Source organism: Zetaproteobacteria bacterium (assembly GCA_003696765.1).
Lineage (GTDB): Bacteria > Pseudomonadota > Zetaproteobacteria > Mariprofundales > J009 > RFFX01.
Genome location: RFFX01000006.1, coordinates 1 through 22,283, shown reverse-complemented (window position 1 = coordinate 22,283; position 22,283 = coordinate 1). Strand labels below are relative to the sequence as shown.

The window sequence follows — 22,283 nt, the reverse complement described above, 5'->3', positions numbered from 1 at the left end:
GGATCGATCAGCAGTGCCGCGCCGGAGTCGCCGGCGACGATGTAGCTGTAGTTGTCACGCAGCAGTGGCAGCTGATGGACGGTGAAGAAGCCGTGTCGGCGGGAAAAGCTGGGCGGCACCACGGGGCCAATGATGGATCTGATGCCTGTGGTTCGCTAGTTTTTCCCCATGCCGCAGAATGGAGAGGTGGTCGACACCGAACACGCGATCGAGATCGCCGAGCGCGTCTGGTGGGTGGGCAACTACCTCGAGGACGACCTCTTCCAGTGCCACACCTACCTGATCGAGCACGGCGACCAGTCGGTGCTGATCGACCCGGGCAGCGCGCTCACCTTCCCCGTCACCCTGCGGAAGGTGGAGGAGGTCACCTCCTTCGACCACATCCGCTACTTCATCTGCCACCATCAGGATCCGGACATCACCGCCTCGCTGCCGCGGATCGATGCCATGATCTCCCGCGACGATGCGGTGATCGTCTCCCACTGGCGCGCGGTGGCGCTGCTGCGCCACTACGGGCTGAAGACCCCATTCTGGCAGATCGAGGAGCACGACTGGCAGCTCGACCTCGGTGGGCGGTGGCTCACCTTCGTGCTCACCCCCTACCTCCATTTCCCGGGGGCCTTCTGCACCTACGATACGCGCAGCAGAACCCTCTTCTCCAGCGACATCTTCGGCGGATTCACCGAGACCTGGACCCTCTTCGCCCGTGACGAGCGCTACTTCGAGAGCATCCGCGCCTTCCACGAGCACTACATGCCCGGCCGCGAGATCCTGCAGCACGCCATGGAGAAGTTCGATGCGATGGAGATCGACACCATCGCCCCGCAGCACGGCTCGATGATCCCCAAGCCATTGGTCAAGTTCATGATCAACCGGCTCAAGGGGTTGGAGTGTGGGCTGTTCATGAACTCCGACCAGGGCGAAAGCGCGCTCCGGCTGCATGAACTCAACCGCCTGCTCGCCGAGTCGGCGGATACCATCGCCTCCTCGCGCAACTTTCGCGAGGTGGCCGAGGGGTTTCTCTCGGCCATCTCCCACAGCCTGCCGGTGTCCCGGCTGGAGTTCCGCATCCGCGAGAATGGGCAGCAACAGATCTACTTTGCCGCCAGCAACGAGTTCCGCGGGGTGCCGATGGCGATCAACGCCGCCGACCGAGCGCTGTTCCGGGAGGCGGAGCGGCTCCCTCCCGGCAGCCACGGCTGCAAGAAGGTGGTGCACGGCGGCAGCGGCGAGGCGATGGTGATCGTGCCGCTCAAGCTGCGTCAGGGGGAGGGCAGGGTGGCGGTCTCCCTGCTCAGCGTGGGGGTCGATGCCAACATCAGCAGCGCACTTCTGGCGGCGATCGACCGGATGAGCGGACCGGTGTCGGCGGCGCTGGAGCGCGAACTGCTCTTCATGGAGCTGGAGCGGGAGCGCAACGCCATCTACGAGCGCTCCATTCGCGATGCGTTGACCGGCTGTTACGTGCGCAGCTACATGCAGTCGACCGCCGAGCGGCTGCTGCACACCCACAACCGCATCGCCGAGGCGACGGTGGGGGTGATCTTCATGGATCTCGACCATTTCAAGCAGGTGAACGACACCTACGGCCACCTGGTCGGCGATGAGGTGCTGCGCCACTGCGGCCAGGCGATCCGCGATACCCTGCGGCCGATGGATGTACCGGTGCGCTACGGCGGCGAGGAGTTTGTCATCCTCACCTCCCCCATCGAGGCGGCCCATCTGCGGTTGCTGACCGAGCGGCTGCGGGCGCAGATCCATCGGCAACGGATCCCGCTGGAGGGCGGTGGGGTGCTGCAGGTGACGGTGAGCGCCGGTATGGCGATGCACCAGCAGGGCGAGCGGCTGGAGGATTTTCTCGCCCGCGCCGATCGCGCGCTCTATCAGGCCAAGGCGCGCGGGCGCGATCAGGCCTGCATGGCGGAGACGCCGACACCGTATCTCTGATGGAATCGCAAAAAGTCCGTCCGTGGACTTTTTGCTTGACGGGGATCGAAGAGCGCGGTCTTCGATCCCCTTACAAATCCGTCGGTTGCATCTGCGACCTCCGGATTTGCGCGGCCGTCCATGGCCGCGATGACGGCTCCTTGCGAAGCCGTCATCTCTGATCAGACTGCAACACGTCCATCCGGGGCGTTGCTGCGATCCGGATCATCGCCGATCCACATCACGGATCCATCCGGTTCCACCCGCCCGGCTCGGTCGGCCGTGCGGTGGGATGCCCTGCAACTCTTGCGCCGTTCTTCGGCTCTTTCTACGATGCCCGCCGTTCTGCATGGTCGAGGAGGGTCCGCCCGTGAAGCTGCGCAAGAAGAAGAACCTGTTCGTCGTGATTTCGATCCTGGTCATGACCCTGCTCTTCGGCGTGGTCTCGCTGATGTCCTTCCGCTACTTCAGTCTCGATACGGTGCGCACCCAGTCGCGCATGGCCGCCGAGATGGTGCGTGTGGCCCTGACCGAAGAGATGGAGAAGGGGCTGATCTCCGAGCGGGCCGACCTGATCGCCCGCATGAACCGCGTCCCCGGGCTGAAGGATGTCCACGTGGTGCGCGGCCAGCCGGTGATCAACCAGTTCGGCCCGGGCCACGAGAGCGAGAAGCCGCGTTCGCCGCAGGAGCGCGAGGTGCTCAGGACGGGGCGGGTGGTCGAGGACATGAGCGAGTTCAAGAACGACATCTACCGGGTGACCATCCCCTTCATCGCCAGCCGTTTCAACGACATCAACTGCATGAACTGCCACGAGGTGCCCGAGGGGACGGTCAACGGCGCGGTCACCCTCACCTTCTCGCTCGAACGCCAGGAGCACGCCGCGCTGCTCGCCGTGCTGCCGATCCTGGGCTTGCTGGTGCTCTTCGGGCTGCTGGTCGCCTTCTATCTCAAGAAGATGCTCGATCCGGTGATCGAGACCGCCGAAGAGGTCAAGGTGGCGATGCACATGGCCAAGTCGGGCGACTTCTCCCGGCGGGTGGCGGTGCGCACCGATGACGAGGTGGGGGAGATCGCGGCCAACACCAACAGCTTCATCGAGGCGCTGGAGAAGAGCATCGGCGCCATCGGCAAGAAGATCGCCTCCATCGGCAACCACAACCGCGGCACCGGCGGCAACGGCCAGGATCTGCTCACCCAGACCATGCACGTGGTGGACGACATGGTCAACGCCGCCCGTTTCAAGCAGGAGATCGAGGAGGATTTCGATCTCAACGAGGTCTACCAGCGCATGCGCCGCATCCTCAGGGACCAGTTCGGACTGCAGCGTTTCTGCCTCTACGAGCTGGAGCCGGAGTCGGGCAGGCTGCATCGGGTCTATGCCGAGGGGATGGAAGAGGCGTGTGACGGCTGGTGCGATCCGGTGATCCTGGTCGACTCCGACCAGTGCCGCGCCAAGCGCACCGCCCATTCGCTCTGCTCCTGCGACGCACCGAACATCTGCGCCGCCTTCCGGCCGGAGCGGGAGGGGGATCAGCACCTCTGCATTCCGCTGATGCTCTCCGACCGGGTGGGCAACGTGTTGCAGGTGATCCTGCGCGGCGAGCAGCAGGAGCAGGTGCCGGTGTTGCGCGACGCCATCGAGGCGCACATGGCGGTGGCCAGCCCGGTGATCGAGTCGAAGCGGCTGATGCAGTCGCTCAAGGAGTCCACCCTGCGCGACCCGATGACCGGCCTATACAATCGTCGATTCCTCGAGGAGTTCTCCGGCAACATCACCGCCGGCGTCATCCGTCGCGGCAGCAGCCTGGGGATTCTCATGCTCGATGTCGACTTTTTCAAGAAGGTCAACGACGAGCTGGGCCACGACGTCGGCGATCAGGTGCTCAAGTCGCTCTCCGACGTGATCACCCGCGAGGTGCGCGAGTCCGATGTGGTGGTGCGCTACGGCGGCGAGGAGTTTCTCGCCCTGCTGCCGGACACCCACGAGTCGGCGATGATGCAGACCGCCGAGCGGATCCGTGCCCGGATGGAGGGGACCACGGTGCAGACCTCCAGCGGTCCGATCAAGAAGACCATCTCCATCGGTGCGTCGCTCTTCCGCGACGATGCCGACGGCTTTTGGCAATGTGTCAAGTTCGCCGACATCGCCCTCTACACCGCCAAGGAGCAGGGCCGCAACCGGGTGGTGCGCTTCACCCCCGAGATGTGGAAGGATGAGGAGAACTACTAGCCGCCTTTCCTGACCGGCCGCAACCCATCCCGCCCCCTCCGGGCGGGTCGCCCGCCGGTGGGAGTCGAAGTGGATCCGTGCTGCGTCCGGGGCATTCGATCCGCATCCGGGGAGGGGCGCTCCTCCCCGGATGCGGTGTCACGTTCCGCCCTCCCGTCCCCAGACGATCTTTCGCCGCATGGGCCCTCGTGCTATCGTGCCGCGCCCTTCGATCCATGCCTCCGCGTCGCCCGGAGGTGGAAGGGCCCTTGGGCAATCCGGCGCCGACGGCGTCTTCTGCGAGGTCTGCACCCCCGATGTTGCACATGTTGACCCGGCTGTTCGGCAGCCGAAACGACCGACTGCTCAAGAAGATGCAGCCGATGGTGGCGCGTATCAACGCGCTGGAGGAGAAGGTCGGGGGGCTCGACGATGCGGCCCTGGCCGGCAAGACGGCGGAGTTCCGTGCGCGGCTGGAGCGGGGGGAGGCGCTCGATGCGCTGCTGCCGGAGGCCTTCGCCGTGGTCCGCGAGGCCTCCCGACGGGTGCTCGGCATGCGCCATTTCGACGTGCAGCTGATCGGTGGCATCATCCTCCACCAAGGCAAGATCGCCGAGATGAAGACCGGCGAGGGGAAGACCCTGGTCGCCACCCTTCCCTCCTACCTCAACGCCCTGACCGGCAAAGGGGTGCACGTGGTCACCGTCAACGACTACCTCGCCCGACGCGACGCCGAGTGGATGGGGCGGATCTACCGCTTCCTCGGGTTGTCGGTCGGGGTGATCGTCCACGATCTCGATCCGCAGCAGCGGCAGGCGGCCTACGCCGCCGACATCACCTACGGCACCAACAACGAGTTCGGCTTCGACTACCTGCGCGACAACATGGTCTTCCGCAAGGAGGATCGGGTGCAGCGCGGCCACCACTACGCCATCGTGGACGAGGTCGACTCGATCCTGATCGATGAGGCACGCACGCCGCTGATCATCTCCGGGCCGTCGGACGACGCCGGCACCCTCTACCAGCAGGCCGACGCCCTGATCAAACAGCTTGAGCCGGCGCATTACGAGAAGGACGAGAAGGATCGCGCCGTCTCCTTCACCGAGGAGGGGATGGAGCGTATCGAGCGGTTGTGCGTGGAAGCCGGGCTGCTCAAGGAGGGGGCTTCCCTATACGATCCGGAGAACGTCAACGTGATGCACGCCGTCACCCAGGCGTTGCGCGCCAACACCCTCTTCACGCGTGAGGTCGACTACATCGTGCGCGGCAACGAGGTGGTGATTATCGACGAATTCCCCGGCCGCATGATGCCCGGCCGGCGCTACTCCGACGGCCAGCATCAGGCGCTCGAGGCCAAGGAGGGGGTGCCGGTCCAGCCCGAGAACCAGACGTTGGCCAGCATCACCTTCCAGAACTACTTCCGCATGTATGAGAAGCTGGCCGGCATGACCGGCACCGCCGACACCGAGGCTGAGGAGTTCCAGAAGATCTACGGCCTGGAGGTGGTGATCGTCCCGACCAACAAGCCGATGATCCGCAAGGACGAGCCCGATCTGGTCTTCATCGATCAGGAGGACAAGTTCCACGCCATCGTCGGCGAGATCGAGGATGCCCACAAGCGGGGGCAGCCGGTGCTGGTCGGCACCATCTCGATCGAGAAGTCGGAGATGCTCTCGGCCATGCTCAAGCAGCGTCGCATCCCGCACGAGGTGCTCAACGCCAAGAACCACGCCCGCGAGGCGGAGATCGTCGCCCAGGCCGGGCGCAAGGGGGCGGTGACCATCGCCACCAACATGGCCGGGCGCGGCACCGACATCGTCCTTGGCGGCAACCCGGAGATGTTGATCGCCCAACTGCCCGACTCGCTCACCGAGGAGGAGCGGGAGCGTCGGGCGCGCGAGATTCGTGCGAGTTGCGCCCGCGAGCAGGAGGAGGTCAAGGCGCTCGGCGGGCTCTACATCATCGCCAGCGAGCGCCACGAGTCGCGCCGGATCGACAACCAGTTGCGCGGTCGCGCCGGCCGTCAGGGCGACCCGGGGGTGACCCGCTTCTTCCTCTCGATGGAGGACGATCTGATGCGCATCTTCGGCGGCGAGAAGATGCAGGCGATGCTGGGCAAGCTGGGCTTCAAGAAAGGGGAGGTGATCGAACACCCGTGGGTGACCCGGGCGGTGGAGAACGCCCAGAAGAAGGTCGAGGGGCGCAACTTCGACATCCGCAAGCAGTTGCTGGAGTACGACGACGTGATGAACCAGCAGCGCGACGTCATCTACAGCCAGCGGCGCGAGCTGATGGAGGCGGAGGATGTGCGCGACGTGGTCGACGACATGACCCGCGGGGTGGTCGAGCATCTGGTGGCGCGTTTCATGCCGCCGACGGTCCACGCCGAGGAGTGGGATCTCGATGGGTTGGGCGGGGAGCTCAGACAGCGGTTCGCCCTCGACGTTCCGGTGCGCCGCTGGGTGGAGCAGGATGCGTCGGTCAACGACGCCGAGGAGATGGTGGACCATATCTGCGACGCGCTGGCCGCCGCCCGCGACGCCAAGGAGGCGCTGGTCGGGGCCGAGCGGATGCGCGCCTTCGAGCAGCACCTGCTGCTGCAGGTGCTCGACCACCACTGGAAGGAGCATCTGCTGGCCATGGATCACCTGCGCCAGAGCGTCGGCCTGCGCGGGTATGCCCAGAAGCAGCCGCTGCAGGAATACAAGCGTGAGTCGTTCGAGCTCTTCTCCGGCCTGATCGACCGGGTGCGGGAGGAGGTGGTCACCCTGCTGCACAGCGTGCAGGTCCAGATGGAGCCGGAGCCCGATCCGGAACCGGAGCCGTCGGAGCTCCACTTCGTCCACCAGCACGACGATCTGTTCGACGACGAGGGGGAGAAAGAGCCACCGGCGCAGCAGACCGTGCGGCGCACCCATCCCAAGGTGGGGCGCAACGATCCCTGCCCCTGCGGTTCGGGCAAGAAGTACAAGCGCTGCCACGGTCGGCGGGGCTGAGCCTTGTCGCTTCCCCCGCCCGGGCGAACCCCCCCGCTTGCCGTGCCCGGCTTCCGGGTCGGCACGGCATCCTGCGGCGTGCAAGCGCCGGAACTGAAGGGCAAACGTCAGGATGTCACGCTGATCGTGGCCGACCTCCCCTGCCATGCGGCGGGCGTGTTCACGCAGAACCGGTTTCGCGCCCCCTGCGTGGATCTCGGCCGGGAGACCCTCGACCGCCACGGCGGGGAGATCCGTTGCATCGTCGCCAACGCCGGCAACGCCAATGCCGGGCTGGGCGAACGGGGGCGGATCTGGGCGCGGAGGCTGATCGAGGCCGGCGCGAGGGCCGCAGGTTGCGCGCCGGAGCAGACGCTTTCGGCCTCCACCGGTGTGATCGGCGAGCCCTTTCCCATCGAACGGATCGAGGCGGGGATGGGGGAGGCCTCCGCCACGCTGCGCCCCGACGGTTGGGCGGATGCGGCGGATGCGATCCGCACCACCGACACCTTCGCCAAGTGGGCTTCGGCCACGGTCGATGGCTACACCATCACCGGCATCGCCAAGGGAAGCGGCATGATCCATCCGGAGATGGCCACGATGCTCGCCTTCATCGCCACCGATGCGCCGCTGTCGCATGCGCAATTGAAACCGATGCTCGTCCACGCCGTGGATCGTTCGTTCAATGCGATCTCCGTGGATGGCGACACCTCGACCAACGACACCGTCTACCTGCTCGCTTCCGGCCTTGGGTTGGGCCATGCGCCGCGGGAGGAGTATCCGGCCTTCGCGCAGGCGCTCACCCGGGTCTGCATCGAGCTGGCGAAGCTGATCGTGCGCGACGGCGAGGGGGTCTCCAGGTTCGTCACCATCGAGGTGACGGGTGCGCGCAGCGAGGCCGAGGCGCGCACGGTTGGCCGGCGTATCGCCGTCTCCCCGCTGGTCAAGACCGCCCTCGCCGGCGGTGATGCCAACTGGGGCCGGATCCTCTGCGCCATCGGCAACGCGGGGGTGGAGATCGACCGTGGCCGTCTGGCGCTGTCCGCCGACGGGGTGGCGATCGTCGACAACGGCGAGTTGCACCCGGACTACACGGATGCGGCCGGGATGGCCGTCTTCGCCAGGGATGCCTTCACCATCCGTGTGGACCTGGGGATGGGGGAGGCATCCGCCACCGTCTGGACCGGCGATCTGACCCACGACTACATCACCATCAATGCGGAGTACCGCAGTTGAGGCAGCGCGAGGGCGCCCGATGCGCTCTTCGATTGCCGTCGAGCAAGACGTCCACGGATGGACGTGTTGTGATCTGATTCCAAGAGAACAAGATGCCCAAACGGACGGATATCGAATCGATCCTGATCATCGGCGCGGGCCCGATCGTCATCGGGCAGGCATGCGAGTTCGACTACTCCGGGGTGCAGGCGTGCAAGGCGCTCAAGGAGGAGGGGTACCGGGTGATCCTGGTCAACTCCAATCCGGCGACCATCATGACCGATCCCGAGTTCGCCGACGCCACCTACATCGAGCCGGTCACCTGGCAGACGGTGGCGGAGATCATCGCCAGGGAGCGCCCGGACGCTCTGCTGCCGACCATGGGGGGGCAGACCGCACTCAACACCGCGTTGTCGCTCAACAAGCACGGTGTGCTGGATCGGTACGGGGTGCGCATGATCGGCGCGCAGCCGGCGGCGATCGACAAGGCGGAGGATCGCGAGCAGTTCCGCCATGCGATGGAGCGGATCGGGCTGGAGATGGTCCGCGGCGGCTTCGCCCACTCGATGGAGGAGGCCCGCGCCATCGCCGCCGGGATCGACTATCCGATCATCATCCGCCCGAGCTTCACCCTCGGCGGCACCGGCGGCGGCATCGCCTACAATCCCGAGGAGTTCGAGCGGATCGCCGCCTCCGGGCTGGAAGCCTCCCCCACCGACGAGATCCTGATCGAGGAGTCGATCATCGGGTGGAAGGAGTTCGAGATGGAGGTGATGCGCGATGGCGCCGACAACTGCGTCATCGTCTGCTCGATCGAGAACCTCGACCCGATGGGGATCCACACCGGCGACTCGATCACCGTCGCGCCGGCGCTGACCCTGACCGACAAGGAGTATCAGCGCATGCGCGACGCCTCGATCGCCATCCTGCGCGAGATCGGGGTGGAGACCGGTGGCTCCAACGTGCAGTTCGCGGTCAACCCGAAGGATGGGCGGATGGTCGTCATCGAGATGAACCCGCGGGTGTCGCGCTCCTCCGCGCTCGCCTCCAAGGCGACCGGCTTCCCCATCGCCAGGATCGCCGCCAAGCTGGCGGTGGGCTACAGGCTCGATGAGATCCGCAACGACATCACCGGCAAGACCCAGGCGGCGTTCGAGCCGACCATCGACTATGTGGTGACCAAGTTGCCGCGCTTCGCCTTCGAGAAGTTCGACGGTGCCGACGGTCGGCTCACCACCCAGATGAAGGCGGTGGGCGAGGTGATGGCCATCGGCCGTACCTTCACCGAATCGCTGGGCAAGGCGATGCGCGGTCTGGAGATCGGCAGCTGTGGCTTCGACCGCTCGCTGCCGGAGGGGGTCGACGGCGACCGCTTCCTGCGGGAGAAGCTCGCCAGCCCCGGCGCCGACCGCCTCTGGTGGATCGGTGCGGCGCTGCGTGCCGGCTGGAGCGAGGAGCGGGTCCATGAGGCGACCGCCATCGATCCCTGGTTCATCCGCGAGATCGCCACGGTCATCGCGATCGAGCAGGAGCTGGCCGGGCGCGACATTGCCGCCATGAGCCGCGACGATTGGCGGCGGGCCAAGCGCGAGGGGCTCTCCGACCGGCGGTTGGCGCAGCTGTTGCGCACCGATGAGGATGCGGTGCGCCGGGCGCGCGAGGCGGCCGGCGTGCGGCCGGTCTTCAAGCGGGTCGATACCTGTGCGGCCGAGTTCGAGGCGGTCACCCCCTACCTCTACTCCACCTACGAGGAGGAGTGCGAGGCGCGGCCGACCGACCGCAGGAAGATCATGGTCCTCGGCGGCGGCCCCAACCGCATCGGCCAGGGGATCGAGTTCGACTACTGCTGCGTCCATGCCGCCTTCGCCCTGTCGGAGGACGGCTTCGAGACCATCATGGTCAACTGCAATCCCGAGACCGTCTCCACCGACTACGACACCTCCGACCGGCTCTACTTCGAGCCGCTTACCTTCGAGGATGTGATGGCCATCGTGGCGGTGGAGCGGCCCGACGGGGTGATCGTGCAGTTCGGCGGTCAGACGCCGCTCAAGCTGGCCGATGCGCTCAAGGATGCCGGGGTGCCGATCATCGGCACCAGCCCGGAGATGATCGATCTGGCCGAGGATCGCGCCCGCTTCCAGCAGCTGCTCCACCGGCTCGGCCTGCGGCAGCCGGAGAACGGCACCGCCCGCTCGGTCGATGAGGCGGTGGCGGTGGCGGAGCGGATCGGTTATCCGGTGGTGGTGCGTCCCTCCTATGTGCTCGGCGGGCGGGCGATGCGCATCGTCCACGACCGGTCGGGGCTGTTGCGCTACATGGAGGAGGCGGTCGATGTTTCCCCCGACCATCCGGTGTTGCTCGATCGCTTCCTCAACAACGCCATCGAGCTCGACGTCGACGCACTGGCCGACGGCGACCGGGTGGTGATCGGCGGCATCATGGAGCACATCGAGGAGGCGGGGGTCCATTCGGGCGACTCCGCCTGCTGTCTGCCGCCCCACTCGATCGCGCCGCGGGTGATCGACGAGGTGCGCCGCCAGACCGAGGCGCTGGGGCTGGCGCTCGATGTGCGCGGCCTGCTCAACATCCAGTTCGCCCTGCAGGGCGACACCCTCTATGTACTGGAGGTCAATCCGCGGGCGTCGCGCACCGTCCCCTTCGTCTCCAAGGCCACCGGCGTGCCGCTGGCCAAGGTGGCGGCCCGGGTCATGACCGGTCGGAGCCTGGAGGAGCAGGGGGTCACCACGGTGCCCTGGCCGGAGCGCTACTGTGCCGTCAAGGAGGCGGTCTTCCCCTTCGTCCGGTTCCGCGGCGTCGATCCCCTGCTCTCACCGGAGATGAAGTCGACCGGCGAGGTGATGGCGCTGGCCGATGATTTCGCCACCGCCTTCGGCAAGGCGCAGTGGGCGGCGGGCTCCAGGCTGCCGCGGTCGGGCTGCGCCTTCGTCTCGGTACGCGACGCCGACAAGTCCGGGGTGGCCCCCGCCGCCCGGATGCTGGTCGATAGCGGTTTCCGGTTGCTGACCACCCGCGGCACCCACGACGCGCTGGCCCGGGCGGGGATCGCCTCGGAGGTGGTGCCCAAGGTGACCGACGGAGCCCGTCCCCACATCGTCGACCGGCTGCTCGCCGGCGAGGTCGATCTGATCATCAACACCACCGAGGGCGAGGCGGCGATCCGCGATTCCAAGTCGATCCGTCGGGCGGCGATCGACCACGGCATCGCCTACTTCACCACCCTGGCCGGCGGTCTGGCCGCGGCCGGCGCGATTGCGCGCGGCGGCGGGGGGGGTACCATCCTGTCGCTGCAGGAGTACCATGCCATGGCGACGGAAACCAGGGGGGCGGCGTGAGCGGGATCGACGAACTCTACCGGCGGCCGGACGAGGAGCTGCTGCAGCGCATCGCCGCGCTGAAGGAGCGCCTCGGCGACCGGGTGCTGATCCTCGGCCACCACTACCAGCGAGAAGAGGTCTTCGCCTTCGCCGATGTCAGCGGCGATTCGCTCAAGTTGGCCCAGCATGCGGCGGCGACCGACGTGCCCCACATCATCTTCTGCGGCGTCCACTTCATGGCCGAAACCGCCGACATCCTCACCGGTGACGACCAGCATGTGATCCTCCCCGATCCGGCCGCCGGCTGCTCGATGGCCGACATGGCCGACGGCGCGCAGGTGGAGGCGTGCTGGCGGCAGCTTGCCGGCGTGTTGGCGCCGGAGGAGGAGGTCACCCCGGTGACCTACATCAACTCCACCGCGGAGCTGAAGGCCTTCTGCGGCGAGCACGGAGGGGTCGTCTGCACCTCGGGGAATGCCGAGCGGGTGATGCGCTGGGCGTGGGATGCGCGGGAGAAGATCCTCTTCTTCCCTGACCGCCATCTGGGCGAGAACACCGCGCTGGCCATGGGGTTGGAAGATGAGGAGATGGCCCTGTGGCGCCCGGAGGAGCCTCTGGGCGGCAACACGCCGGAGCAGATCCGGCGGGCCCGGCTGATCCTGTGGGACGGTTTCTGCTCGGTGCATCAGCTCTTCCGGCCGGAGCACGTCGACGCCATGCGCGCGCAGCATCCCGATATCGAGGTGCTGGCCCATCCTGAGTGTTCGCGCACGGTCTGTGCGAAGGCCGATTTCGTCGGCTCGACCGAGATGATCATCCGCCATGTGCGCGCGGCGGAGCCGGGGCGCAAGTTCGCCATCGCCACCGAACTCAACCTGGTCAACAGGCTGCGGCTGCAGCACCCGGAGAAGGCGATCTGGTTCCTCTCCCCCATGGTCTGCATGTGTTCGACCATGTTCCGCACCGACCCGCAGCACTTGCTGCAGGCGCTGGAGGATGTCGCCGCCGGCCGCCCCGGCAACCGCATCACCGTGCCGCCGGAGATCGCGCGGCCGGCCAGGGTGGCGCTCGAGAGGATGCTTACCCTTGGTTAGCCGCCGGTGGGTGCTCCTCGGCGCCCTGTTGCTGCTGTTGCTCGGTGGTGCTGCGGCGGTGTGGGCCGATGGCATCGACGAGCTGGAGCGGCGGATCGAACGGTTCTCCAGCGGTGCGCTCGCCGCCTGGTCGCCCGAGGAGTTGGGGAAGGCGCGCGCCTACCTCGGTGCGGCGATGTTGGCGCGCGACAACCACCAGTCGGAGCAGGCGGAGCGGGCGAGCCGACAGGCGGCGGAGATGCTCGATCAGGCCGAGCGGCATGCGCGCGATTTTCGTGCCCGTTATGCGGAGATGCTGGAGTGGTGGCGGGAGGCGCGGCGCTACCGACGGTACGACGCCATCCGGCGCGTTGGCGGGCCGGTCTCTCCCGCGGCGATGGCGGCCAAGGCCGAGGCGGCCCTGACACGGACGATCGCCGCCGACGAGCGGGGTGCGCTCAACGATGCCGCCGCCGCCGCGCGGGAGGTGGTGCAGTGGAGCAGGCAGTCGATCGCAGCGGCGCTGCCCGTCATCCGCAGGATGGGGGCCGATCTGCTGGCCCGTGCGCGTGCGGCCAACGCCCGCTACTACGCTCCGACCCTCTACCAGGCCGCCCGGCGGGAGCTCGATGAGGTGGCCGCCTTCCTCGACGGGCGCAGCAAGGAGCTGCCCCCCCATCCCTACCATCTGTTGCGGTTGGCCGACGATGTCCGGCAGTTGACCCTCAAGGTGAAGGGGTGGCGCAGGAAGCGCGACAGCCACGAGCGGTTGGTGCTCGAGGGGCGGGCCGGGCGGCGCAGGTTGGCCCGGGCGTTGGGCATGGAGGTGGCGGCGGACGATCCGGTGGTCGATGTGCGCGTCGATCGGCTGGTGCGGCGCGCCGAACAGCTGCGCGCGCAGCTCGATCGGGCGCAGGATGCGCTGGAGCAGCAGCGCAAGGCGATGCGGCAGGCCTGCGCCAGGCGGCTCGATGCCGCGCTGGCCGAGCAGAAGGCCGAGCTGGAGCAGAGCAGGCAGCAGCAGTTGCGCGACCTCAAGGCCGCCTTCGCTGCCAAGCTGGAGCGGGAGACGCGCGAGTCGCGCCGGCAGGCGGAGCTGCGCAGGATCCTCGCGGGCAAGCCGGTCAAGGTGCTGTTCAACATGGACGGCTCCATCCTGCTGCGGTTGACGGGGCTCCACTTCCCTTCGGGACGGAGTACGCTGTCCGACGATCAGTTGCCGCTGCTCGGTGCGGTGGTGCGGGCGCTTGCGCTCTACAAGGAGCGCAAGGTCCACATCGAGGGGCACACCGACAACGTCGGCGATGTGCAGGCCAACCGCCTGCTCTCGCTCAAGCGGGCGGAGCGGGTGCGCGACTTCCTCATCACCTCGGGTGTGGATGCCAGACGGCTCAAGGCGCTGGGCTACGGGGAGGTGCGGCCGATCGCGAGCAACGAGTTCGCCAAGGGGCGGGCGATGAACCGCCGCATCGACATCGTGATCCTGCCGGAATGACGGTTTCGCGACAGGACGAACTGGAGGCGCGGGTGGACGCGCTGCTCGCCGCCTGCGGCAGAACGGTGGGGGAGTTCCACAAGCAACTGCTGATGGAGACGGTGCAGTTGATCTGCAACGACCCCTCGCGCGCCGACATCAAGATGATGGCGCGGGCGATGGGCGAGATCCGCCGCGGTCTGGAGATCTTCGTTCCCTATGCCGACCGGCGCAAGGTGACCATCTTCGGCTCCGCCCGCACCCGACCGGAGGATCCACGCTACATCCAGGGGCGGGCGATGGCCCGTGCGCTGGCCGACCACGGCTTCATGGTCATCACCGGCGGGGGCGGCGGCATGATGCAGGCGGCCAATGAAGGGGCGGGCGAGGCGATGTCGTTCGGCATCAACATCAACCTGCCGATGGAGCAGAAGCCCAACCCGGTGGTGGCCGGCTCGCCGCGCCACTTCTACTGCCAGTACTTCTTCACCCGCAAGCTCTTCTTCCTCAAGGAGAGCAGTGCGGTGATCCTCACCCCCGGCGGGTTCGGCACGCTCGATGAGTGTTTCGAGACGCTGACCCTGCTGCAGACCGGGCGCAATCCGCCGATTCCGGTGGTGATGCTCGAGGCGCCGGGCGACGATTTCTGGGGACCGTTCCTCCGCTCGTGGGTGCGGAGGCTTAAGGAGGACGGGCTGATCAACAGCGACGACGATCAGCTGCTGCTCCACACCGACAGCGTCGATGTGGCGCTGGACCATATCCGTTCTTTCTACAGCAACTACCACAGCTTCCGTTATGTCGGCCGCTGGGTGCTGCTGCGCATGTTGCGGCCGCTGGCCGAGGAGGCTCTGGAGCGGCTCAACGCCGAGTTCTCCGATGTGCTGGCCCACGGACGGATCGAGCAGGTGTTCCACTGGCCGGAGCACGACGATGAGGGGACCGAGGAGCTGCCCCGGCTCCGGATGCAGCTCGACCGTCACCGGATGAGCGTGTTGCCGCAGATCATCCGGCGCGCCAACCTGCTGGCCTCCCGCCACAGCTGAAGCGGGCGGGCGGCGTGATGAGGCTTCCCGACTGGCTGCGCCATCCGATCTTCTGGGTCCGGCAGCACGACGTCTTCTACCTCACCGCGCTGTCGGTGGTGGTGGGGGTGCTGGCCGGTTGCGGGGCGCTGGCGTTCCGTTTCGGCATCGGCTGGATCAGCCAGCAGTGGGTGGGGGCGCCCGGTTGGGGGGCGGTGCTCTACGAGATCCCCTGGTACATCTTCCTGCTGGCGCCGCTCTGCGGTGGACTGCTGGTCGGCTGCATCAACACCTGGTGGCTGGAGCCGGATGCGATCAAGATCGTCCCGGGGGTGATGGAGGCACTGGCCCTGCATGGCGGCAAGATCCGGCTGCGCAAGGCGGCGGGCGAGACGGTGAGCAATATGGTGGCGCTCGGCTCCGGCGCCAGTATGGGGCGCGAGGCGCCCACCGTGGCGCTGGGGGCGGCGATCGCCTCGCTGCTCGGCCAGGCGCTGCGGATGAACGAGCAGCAGATGCGGGTGTTGATCGGCTGCGGGGTGGCGGCGGCGATCGCCGCCTCGTTCAACGCGCCGATCGCCGGCGCGCTCTTCGCGCTCGAGGTGATCCTGACCGACTACACCATCGCCACCTTCAGCCCCATCGTGCTGGCCGCGGTGATCGCTACGGTGATCACCCGGGCGACGGTGGGCAACTTCCCCGCCTTTGTCGTGCCCCACTTCTTCATGGACAGCTATCTGCAGATCCCCTCCTATCTGCTGCTCGGGGTGTTGTGCGGACTGCTCGCCGCCTTGATGATCTTCCTGCTCCCCCGTGTACGCGGCGCCTTCGAGCGCCATGTGCCCAACACGCTGATCAGGCCGGCGGTGGCCGGGGTGATGCTCGGATTGCTGGCGCTGCTGGTGCCGGAGCTGATGTCGATGGGCTACGGCACGGTGAGCGCGCTGCTCAACCGCTCGTTCGTACCCCATCTGCTCGGCATGTCGGTGCCACTGATCCCCTTCCTGCTGCTTCTGCTGCCGATGAAGCTGACCACCAGCCTGATCTGCGCCGGCGGCGGCTTCGGCACCGGCCTGATCGGTCCGTCGCTCTTCCTCGGCACCACCGCCGGTGCGCTGTTCGGTGCGGTGGTGCATGGCCTCTTCCCCCAGCTGACCGGCGATTACGGCTCCTACGCCCTGATCGGCGCCGGCGCGATGATGGCGGCGGCGTTGCAGGCGCCGGTGAGCACCATCCTGATGCTGTTCGAGCTCTCCGGGGAGTATCGGATCATGGTGCCGCTGATGACCGCCTGCGTCGGCGCCTCGCTGGTCAAGCTCGCCTTCGGCCGCGATTCGATCTTCACCGAGATCCTGAGCAGTCGCGGGATCGAGACCCGCTGGGGGATGGAGCGGGCCTGGCTGCGTTCGGTGCCGGTGACCAGCATCCCGTGGCGGGCGGTGCCCAAGGTGCCGGCCGATGCGAGGCTGTCGGCGCTCAAGCGGGAGTATGTCGCCTCGGGCAAGGGGTGTGTGCAGGTGGTGGACGAGAAGGGGCTGATGATCGGCATCGTCACCTTCCACGATCTCAAGGAGTGGCTGCTCGATTCGGCGCTCGATGAGGTGGTGGTGGCGTCCGAGGTGGCCAACCGCAACGTCAAGGTGGTCTCGGAGGATGCCAGCCTGCTCGACGCCATCTCGGTGCTCGACCGCGAGGAGTTCGAGCAGATGCCGGTGGTGGCGGCGGACGAGCCGCGCAGGGTGTTGGGGATGCTCTCGCGCAACGCCGTCTTCTCCACCTACCACAAGTTGATCGTCCAGCACGGCGAAGTGGCGCTCAAGGCATGATGGTTTCGCAAGAAACATACGGATTTACAAGGAGATCGAAGAGCGCGCCCCTCGATCGCCGTCGGGCAAAACGTCCACGGAGGGATGTGTTGCGATTCGATCGGGCATGAACCGCATCGGGGGGTGGGCGCTGGTGTTGGCGGTCCGGGTGCTCTTCCTCGGGATCCGCCTGCTGCCGGTGCGGGTAGCCGGCGCCCTGGGGGCCGGCATCGGGCGTGCGGCCTATCTCCTCCTTCGCCGTCACCGTCGCATCGCACTGGGCAACCTCGCCCGGATCTATCCCGGCCGCGGCCGTCGGTGGCGGGCGTGGACGGCGCGCGAGAGCTTTGCCGAGTTGGGGCGCTCCATGTTCGAGCTGCCGCACGTCTTCCTCCGTTCACGCCGCTTCCTCCTGTCGCGGGTGCGGGTGGAGGGCGAGGCGGTCTTCCGTCGGGCGATGGAGCGGGGCGACGGTGTGGTGCTGATCGCCGCCCACCATTGCAACTGGGAGCTGGGGGCGTTGATGTTCTCCATGCTCGGGTACGGCTCCTCGATCATCTACCGGCCGATGGAGCAGGAGCCGCTGGAGTATTTCCTGCGGGCATGCCGGCAGCGTTTCGGCGCGGTGATGCGCCCACGTACGGCTGGGATGCGCTGGCTGAGGGAGGATCTTCGGGCGGGCCGGTCGATCGCCGTCATGATCGACCAGCACATGAGCCAGGGCGAGCAGGTGCCGTTTCTCGGTCATCTGGCCAACAGCACCACGCTGCCGGCGGCGGTGGTCCGCAAGTACGGGGTGCCGCTCTTCGGCGTGGCGATCGAGCGGGAGGGGCGCGGGTTCTCCTTCCGCCTCCGTTTCTGGCCGATTCCCCTGCCGGAACGGGAGCAGGACCGCAAGCTCGATCTCTACCGGGCCACCGAGGCGATCCACGACAGCTACGCCCCGGTGATCCACCGGCGGCCGGAGCTGTGGATGTGGCTGCATCGCCGCTGGTACATCCTCGAACACGATCCGGCGCTGGCCGAGGCGGTGCATGCCGCACCGTAGGGCCTGCCGGCGGGCGATCAGCAAGACGGAGTGGCTGGAGTCGCAGGCACGCCAGCTGGCCTGTTGGGGCGGGGGCGATGTGCTCGATGCCGCGCGGGAGCGGCTGCGGGCACGCTACCTCGACAGGTTGCGGTCGTGGTTGCCGCCGCTCGACGAGGAGAGCGAGATCATCGAGATCGGCTGCGGCCCCGCCTGCCTCAGCCGGGAGATCGGGCCGGGGCACAAGACACTGGTCGATCCGTTGCTCGACGACATCCGCCGCCGTTTTCCCGGGGCGCTGCCCGAGGATGCCGCCTACATCAACTGCGCCGCCGAGTCGATTCCGCTGCCCGGTCGCTGCGCCGACCTGATCCTCTGCATCAATACCCTGAGCTTCACCCAGAATCCGGAGATCGTGCTGCACGAGATAGCCCGGCTGCTCAAGCCGGAGGGGGTGGTGCTGCTGTCGGTGCTGGTCTGCGCGCCGCTGGTGGCGCGGCTGCACTACCTCGCCCGTCGTCTGCTGCCCCCGCTGCGCAGGCGTTTGCGCCCCTATCGCTTCTCCCGGGTCGCGATGGAGCACACCATCGCCCGCCATCTCCGGATCGATCGGGTGGCGCCGGTGGTGGAGCGGAGGGGGTGGTGGCTGTCGCCGGCCGACGACGAGCTGCTCATCCTCTGCGGCCCGCGGGAGGATGGGGGCCGCTGAACGTGTGCCTGGTGGTGTGGCCCGGGGTTACCGCCCGGGGCGCTCCATGCTCCGGTCGGCCTCCTGCTCGGCCATTCCGATGAAGCGACGGGCGGCGGGCAGGTCGTGCTGTGCCGCCTCCTCGACCGCCCGATCGGCCAGTGCCCGTGCGAACTCGGCGTGGTAGTCGCCGCGCCCGTCGAGCCGTGCGGCCAGTGCATCGGCGCGTGCATCGACCCCGCGGTTCCACGGGGCAGCCGCAGCGGGTGCGGCCAGGAGGAGCAGTGCGACCACGCCAGGAAGGGCTCCGGCGCCGCGGCGCCGGGCCGGTGGCTGTGGCGGGTGGATCTGTGTCGTTTCGGCCATCTCTCCGATCCAGTGCGTCGATATTGGGACCAATGCCGGCTTGCGGCGGCGCCCCCGCCCGGGGCGCGGGCGGGGCGCGGTGCGGTGGCGCACCCTAGAGGATTCGAACCTCTGGCCTTTGGCTTCGGAGGCCAACGCTCTATCCGGCTGAGCTAAGGGTGCGTATGCCGCCTCCCCGGATCCGGGGGAGACGGGCGCCGTATGCTAGCCGATCAGGCGCCGCGCACCAGTTTGACGCAGAGCCAGCCGAGCGCCACCGAGAGCAGCCCCGCCGCACGCAGCGCCGCCGGTTGTGCCCGGCTCAGTTGCCCGGCCACCCGGATCATCTGCTGAGGGAAGAGAGCGTAGAGCGACCCTTCGATCACCATGACCAACCCCAGCGCCGTCCACAGATCCTCCATCGCTCTCTTGCCTCCCCGCCCCGCGTCGGCGTGGGATCAGCGGCCGTCGGCGTGTTCGAAGAAGCGGAAGAACTCCGACTTCGGCGAGATGATCAGCCGTGTCCCCTCCTTGATCGAGGCGGTATAGGCCTCGAGTGAACGGAGGAAGGCGTAGAAGTCGGGATCCTTCCGGTGGGCGGCGGCGTAGATGCGCGTCACCTCGGCGTCGGCCTGACCACGGATGATCTCCGCCTTCTTGTAGGCGTCGGCGACGATGATCTTGCGCTTCTTGTCCGCCTCGGCGCGGATCTCACGCGCCGCCTCTTCCCCCTCGGAGCGGTATTCCCGGGCGATCCGCTGCCGCTCCGCCTTCATCCGCTTGAAGACGGCGTTGGAGTTCTCCGCCGGCAGATCGGCGCGTTTGATACGTACGTCGACGATGGTGATCCCCATCGACCTGACGTCGGCGTCCGCCCGTTTGCGGATGGCGATCATCAACTGCTGGCGCAGGTTGGCCTCGCCGCCGGAGACGATCTCGTGCAGGGTGTGCTGGCCGAGCACCTCGCGCACCTTGCCCCGCACCACGTCCTCCATGCGGGCGGCCACCCCCTGCTGGTTGCGGGCCACCTGATAGACCTTGAGCGGATCGATGATGCGCCAGCGGGTGTAGTTGTCGACCAGGATCGACTTTTTGTCCTTGGTGATCACCTCGTTGGGCAGCGCATCGGCCTCCAGCAGGCGGGCGTCGAACAGCTTGACGCTCTGCCACGGCCACTTCCAGTGCAGCCCCGCCTCGGTCACCACCCGCTTCGGGTTGCCGAACTGCAGCACCAGCGCCTGCTTGCGCTGATCGACGACGAAGGCGGACATGTTGATCAGGCCGACGATCAGAGCCAGCAGGATGATCAGTGAAGTCTGTTTTCCGTTCACCTCACTTCACCTCCACCTTGCCGCGCTGGTCGATCGGCAGGTATGGGAGGACCCGGTCGGCCACCGCTCCGTCGACGATCACCTTCTCCACCTTGGCCAGGATCTTCTCCATGGCGTCGAGGTAGAGCCGCTTGCGCGTCACATCCGGCGCCGCCTTGTAGGCATCGAGGATGCTGAGGAAGCGCTGCGCCTCGCCCTTGGCGCGGTCGATCTGCTCGGTGCGGTAGGCCTCGGCTTCGAGCACCATTTTCTTCGCCTCGCCCCGCGCTTTGGGGATGATGTCGTTGGCGTAGGCCTGCGCCTCGTTCTTGGCCCGTTCGCGATCCTCGCGTGCGCTGGCCACGTCCTTGAACTCGCGGATCACCCGCGCCGGCGGCTGCACGTCCTGCAGCTTGACCGTGGTCACCGAGATGCCCGCCTTGTAGCTGTCGAGGATCGACTGGATCAGCTCCTGTACCTCCACCTCGACCTTGGCCTTGCCGGTGGTGAGCACATCGTCGATCATGGTGCGTCCCATCACCTCGCGCATCGCCGATTCGGCGGCGTCCCGCACCGTCTTGGTCTGGTTGGCCAGGTTGAAGAGGTACTGCTCCAGATCCTTGATCTTGTACTGGACGACGAAGGAGAGGTCGACGATGTTCTCGTCGGCGGTGAGCATCAACGACTCTTCGTCGACCTTGCGGATGCGGCCGGGGCCGAAGGAGCGGAAGCCGATGGCCAGCCGCTGCACCCGGGTCACCGGCAGTTTCTCCGCGCTCTCGATCGGCCAGGGTAGATGCCAGTTGAGGCCGGGGCCGGTGGTCGCGACATAGCGGCCGAAGCGGAGCACCGCCGCCTCTTCGTCGGCGGCCACGCTGTAGATGCCGGAGGCGAGCCAGAGCAGGAAGAGGATGACGAAGAGCGCCGACATCACCCCTTTGCCGGGCAGCATCTCCCTGCCGCCATCGTCGCCGCCACCGTTGCCACCGCCGCCGAAGATCGCCCCCAGCTTCTGCTGCAGGCGGCGGATCACCTCGTCGAGGTCGGGCTGCGGGCCGCCGCCGGTGGGACGGCGCCCCCACGGATTGTCGGGCTGGTTCTGGCTCCAAGGCATGAAGGTGCGGGCTCCTCGGGGATGAGTGGGGGATGGTGGCGGGCGCAGGGGGCTCCCAAGTGCGCCCGGAACCGGCGAACGCTAGGAGCCGCGCGCCCTTTGGCAAGGCGTGCCGCGCTGCTATCCGTGCGTCAGCTCCGCCCGCGCAGCAGCTTCTGGATCCGGCGGTGGAGTCGGTCGTAGTCGACCGGTTTGGTCATCAGCGTGCAGCCTTCCGGCAGGGGGCGTCCCTGTTTGAGATGTTCGTAGTCGTAGCCGGTGATGAGGATGATCGGCAGCGCCGGGGCCTGCCGGCGCAGTCGGATGGCGGCGAGGTCGCCGCCGCAGTCGGGCATGACGAGGTCGAGGATGGCCAGGTCGATCTCCTCCCGATGGCGTGCAAAACGCTCCAGCACCTCGTTGCCGTTGCGGGCGCGCAATACCCGATAGCCAAGCGCCTCCAGCACCTCGGCGGAGGCGTCGAGCACCAGCTTTTCGTCGTCGGCCAGCAGGATGGTGGCCTGTTGTGCATCCTGCGTGGTCTCCTCCTCTTCCGTCCGCTCCGGTTCCCGCTCCTGTGGCGACAGCAGCGGCAGCCAGGCGCAGACGGTGGTTCCTTCGCCCTCCGTGCTCTCCACGGTAACCGTGCCGTGGTGGCTGTGCATGGCGCCAAAGACCATGGCCAGCCCCAACCCCGTTCCCTTGCCCACCTCCTTGGTGGTGAAGAAGGGCTCGAACAGATGGGGCAGGTGCTCCTGCGGGATGCCGCAGCCGTTGTCG

16 protein-coding genes and 1 tRNA gene are annotated in these 22,283 nt (G+C 67.5%); 11 read left to right on the top strand and 6 right to left on the bottom strand.

Going from position 1 to position 22,283, the window contains the following annotated elements:
* Window positions 1-168: 168 nt before the first annotated feature.
* From D6682_01080 to D6682_01030, 11 genes are all read left to right on the top strand, one after another.
* Window positions 169-1,947 (top strand): diguanylate cyclase, encoded by a 1,779-nt coding sequence (locus D6682_01080; GenBank protein RMH52804.1) that lies wholly within the window; start codon window positions 169-171, stop codon window positions 1,945-1,947.
* Window positions 1,948-2,275: 328 nt separating this feature from the next.
* Complete coding sequence (locus D6682_01075; protein RMH52803.1) at window positions 2,276-4,159, top strand: diguanylate cyclase; 1,884 nt, start codon at window positions 2,276-2,278, stop codon at window positions 4,157-4,159.
* 296 nt (window positions 4,160-4,455) lie between these two features.
* Entirely contained in the window at window positions 4,456-7,134 is a 2,679-nt protein-coding gene (secA, locus tag D6682_01070; GenBank protein ID RMH52802.1) for a preprotein translocase subunit SecA, read from the top strand.
* A gap of 3 nt (window positions 7,135-7,137) precedes the next feature.
* Window positions 7,138-8,349, top strand: a complete 1,212-nt coding sequence (gene argJ, locus D6682_01065; GenBank protein RMH52801.1) for a bifunctional glutamate N-acetyltransferase/amino-acid acetyltransferase ArgJ — start codon at window positions 7,138-7,140, stop codon at window positions 8,347-8,349.
* Between the two features lie 92 nt (window positions 8,350-8,441).
* Window positions 8,442-11,681, top strand: coding sequence for a carbamoyl-phosphate synthase large subunit (locus D6682_01060; GenBank protein ID RMH52800.1), 3,240 nt, complete (start codon window positions 8,442-8,444; stop codon window positions 11,679-11,681).
* Window positions 11,678-12,757, top strand: coding sequence for a quinolinate synthase NadA (gene nadA, locus D6682_01055; GenBank protein RMH52799.1), 1,080 nt, complete (start codon window positions 11,678-11,680; stop codon window positions 12,755-12,757). Before D6682_01060 ends, nadA begins: the two co-directional genes overlap by 4 nt.
* Window positions 12,660-14,231 (top strand): hypothetical protein, encoded by a 1,572-nt coding sequence (locus D6682_01050; protein RMH52798.1) that lies wholly within the window; start codon window positions 12,660-12,662, stop codon window positions 14,229-14,231. The genes nadA and D6682_01050 overlap by 98 nt, the downstream gene beginning before the upstream one ends.
* Complete coding sequence (locus D6682_01045; GenBank protein RMH52797.1) at window positions 14,228-15,256, top strand: LOG family protein; 1,029 nt, start codon at window positions 14,228-14,230, stop codon at window positions 15,254-15,256. The genes D6682_01050 and D6682_01045 overlap by 4 nt, the downstream gene beginning before the upstream one ends.
* A gap of 17 nt (window positions 15,257-15,273) precedes the next feature.
* Complete coding sequence (locus D6682_01040; protein ID RMH52796.1) at window positions 15,274-17,061, top strand: chloride channel protein; 1,788 nt, start codon at window positions 15,274-15,276, stop codon at window positions 17,059-17,061.
* A 106-nt stretch (window positions 17,062-17,167) separates the two neighbouring features.
* A complete protein-coding gene (locus tag D6682_01035) occupies window positions 17,168-18,088 on the top strand; it encodes a lauroyl acyltransferase (protein RMH52795.1) in 921 nt (306 codons plus the stop codon).
* The gene (locus D6682_01030; protein ID RMH52794.1) at window positions 18,075-18,776 is read left to right on the top strand and encodes a class I SAM-dependent methyltransferase; all 702 of its coding nucleotides are present in this window, start codon (window positions 18,075-18,077) and stop codon (window positions 18,774-18,776) included. The genes D6682_01035 and D6682_01030 overlap by 14 nt, the downstream gene beginning before the upstream one ends.
* Before the next feature lie 27 nt (window positions 18,777-18,803).
* Here D6682_01030 and D6682_01025 read toward each other — a convergent pair whose 3' ends face one another.
* From D6682_01025 to D6682_01000, 6 genes are all read right to left on the bottom strand, one after another.
* Window positions 18,804-19,049, bottom strand: coding sequence for a hypothetical protein (locus D6682_01025; protein ID RMH52793.1), 246 nt, complete (start codon window positions 19,047-19,049; stop codon window positions 18,804-18,806).
* Between the two features lie 157 nt (window positions 19,050-19,206).
* Window positions 19,207-19,283: transfer RNA gene (locus D6682_01020), tRNA-Arg, on the bottom strand.
* Between the two features lie 50 nt (window positions 19,284-19,333).
* Window positions 19,334-19,522, bottom strand: coding sequence for a DUF2065 domain-containing protein (locus D6682_01015; protein RMH52792.1), 189 nt, complete (start codon window positions 19,520-19,522; stop codon window positions 19,334-19,336).
* A gap of 36 nt (window positions 19,523-19,558) precedes the next feature.
* Window positions 19,559-20,431, bottom strand: a complete 873-nt coding sequence (hflC, locus tag D6682_01010) for a protease modulator HflC (GenBank protein ID RMH52791.1) — start codon at window positions 20,429-20,431, stop codon at window positions 19,559-19,561.
* A 1-nt stretch (window position 20,432) separates the two neighbouring features.
* Window positions 20,433-21,524 carry an FtsH protease activity modulator HflK gene (gene hflK, locus D6682_01005; protein ID RMH52790.1) on the bottom strand — a complete coding sequence of 364 codons (1,092 nt, stop codon included), beginning with the start codon at window positions 21,522-21,524 and terminating at the stop codon, window positions 20,433-20,435.
* Between the two features lie 131 nt (window positions 21,525-21,655).
* The coding region (locus D6682_01000; protein ID RMH52789.1) for a response regulator at window positions 21,656-22,283 on the bottom strand (628 nt) is incomplete at its 5' end.

Excerpts from the sequence above, each read along its gene's own strand:
- D6682_01080 (RMH52804.1), top strand. The coding sequence starts at position 169 with ATGCCGCAGAATGGAGAGGTGGTCGACACCGAACACGCGATCGAGATC.
- D6682_01075 (RMH52803.1), top strand. The coding sequence starts at position 2,276 with ATGGTCGAGGAGGGTCCGCCCGTGAAGCTGCGCAAGAAGAAGAACCTG.
- secA (RMH52802.1), top strand. The coding sequence starts at position 4,456 with ATGTTGCACATGTTGACCCGGCTGTTCGGCAGCCGAAACGACCGACTG.
- D6682_01060 (RMH52800.1), top strand. The coding sequence starts at position 8,442 with ATGCCCAAACGGACGGATATCGAATCGATCCTGATCATCGGCGCGGGC.
- D6682_01050 (RMH52798.1), top strand. The coding sequence starts at position 12,660 with ATGTCGCCGCCGGCCGCCCCGGCAACCGCATCACCGTGCCGCCGGAGA.
- D6682_01045 (RMH52797.1), top strand. The coding sequence starts at position 14,228 with ATGACGGTTTCGCGACAGGACGAACTGGAGGCGCGGGTGGACGCGCTG.
- D6682_01040 (RMH52796.1), top strand. The coding sequence starts at position 15,274 with ATGAGGCTTCCCGACTGGCTGCGCCATCCGATCTTCTGGGTCCGGCAG.
- D6682_01035 (RMH52795.1), top strand. The coding sequence starts at position 17,168 with ATGAACCGCATCGGGGGGTGGGCGCTGGTGTTGGCGGTCCGGGTGCTC.
- D6682_01030 (RMH52794.1), top strand. The coding sequence starts at position 18,075 with ATGCCGCACCGTAGGGCCTGCCGGCGGGCGATCAGCAAGACGGAGTGG.
- D6682_01015 (RMH52792.1), bottom strand. The coding sequence starts at position 19,522 with ATGGAGGATCTGTGGACGGCGCTGGGGTTGGTCATGGTGATCGAAGGG.
- hflK (RMH52790.1), bottom strand. The coding sequence starts at position 21,524 with ATGCCTTGGAGCCAGAACCAGCCCGACAATCCGTGGGGGCGCCGTCCC.